Origin of the sequence: Micromonospora qiuiae (genome assembly GCF_016863555.1) — a bacterium.
In the GTDB taxonomy this organism is placed as follows: Bacteria; Actinomycetota; Actinomycetes; order Mycobacteriales; family Micromonosporaceae; genus Micromonospora; species Micromonospora qiuiae.
In genome coordinates this window covers 1-547 of record NZ_BOPC01000210.1, presented here as the reverse complement: position 1 = coordinate 547, position 547 = coordinate 1, and the positions used below count along the sequence as shown (strand labels likewise).

Annotated in this window: 1 pseudogene; it reads right to left on the bottom strand. The window is 66.2% G+C overall.

Annotated elements, in window-relative coordinates:
- Nucleotides 1-231 (bottom strand): annotated as a pseudogene (locus Vqi01_RS30465) (Hsp70 family protein); the annotation flags it as partial.
- Nucleotides 232-547: the final 316 nt, after the last annotated feature.

The following is a 547-nucleotide window of genomic DNA, read 5'->3' as shown; positions in this document are numbered from 1 at the left end:
ATCGGCGGGACGACGCGGGCTCGGAATCAACCGTCCCGGCTGATCCTCGGCGGCCTGCCACGCCTGCTGTCCCGTCCACAGCTGCCCATCGCCCGCCACGTACACGGCGCTCGGCAGAAACGGCGCACCGTCGAACGACAGGACCGACGCACGACCGTCGGCCCACGCCAGCACCGCCACGGTGCTGGCACTACCGCAGTCAATCGACAGCCGAACGTCCGCCGCATCCATCGATGTAGTCAAACATGAGGATCACGTTCACGTCACCCGTCGATCACCCACAGAGAGCAGAACGGTCTTAACGCCGAGAGGCTACCCCCTCACGGAGCATGCGGAGGCGTGGTGAGAGCTGCTCGGTCTTCCGCCGCTGCGCTCAGCAGGCTCACCCCCACCGTGCTGGACTGACGACACGTAGTCATACAGCGGAACCGGATGCTTTCTATTGGTCGTCCGACCCCCCGATCCAGAACAGGCCTCGGCCGGCGTGGGTCGACCAGAATCCGCAGCAGGGCCAGCTGCTCGTTGTTGTCGTCGGCCGGCACCGGCT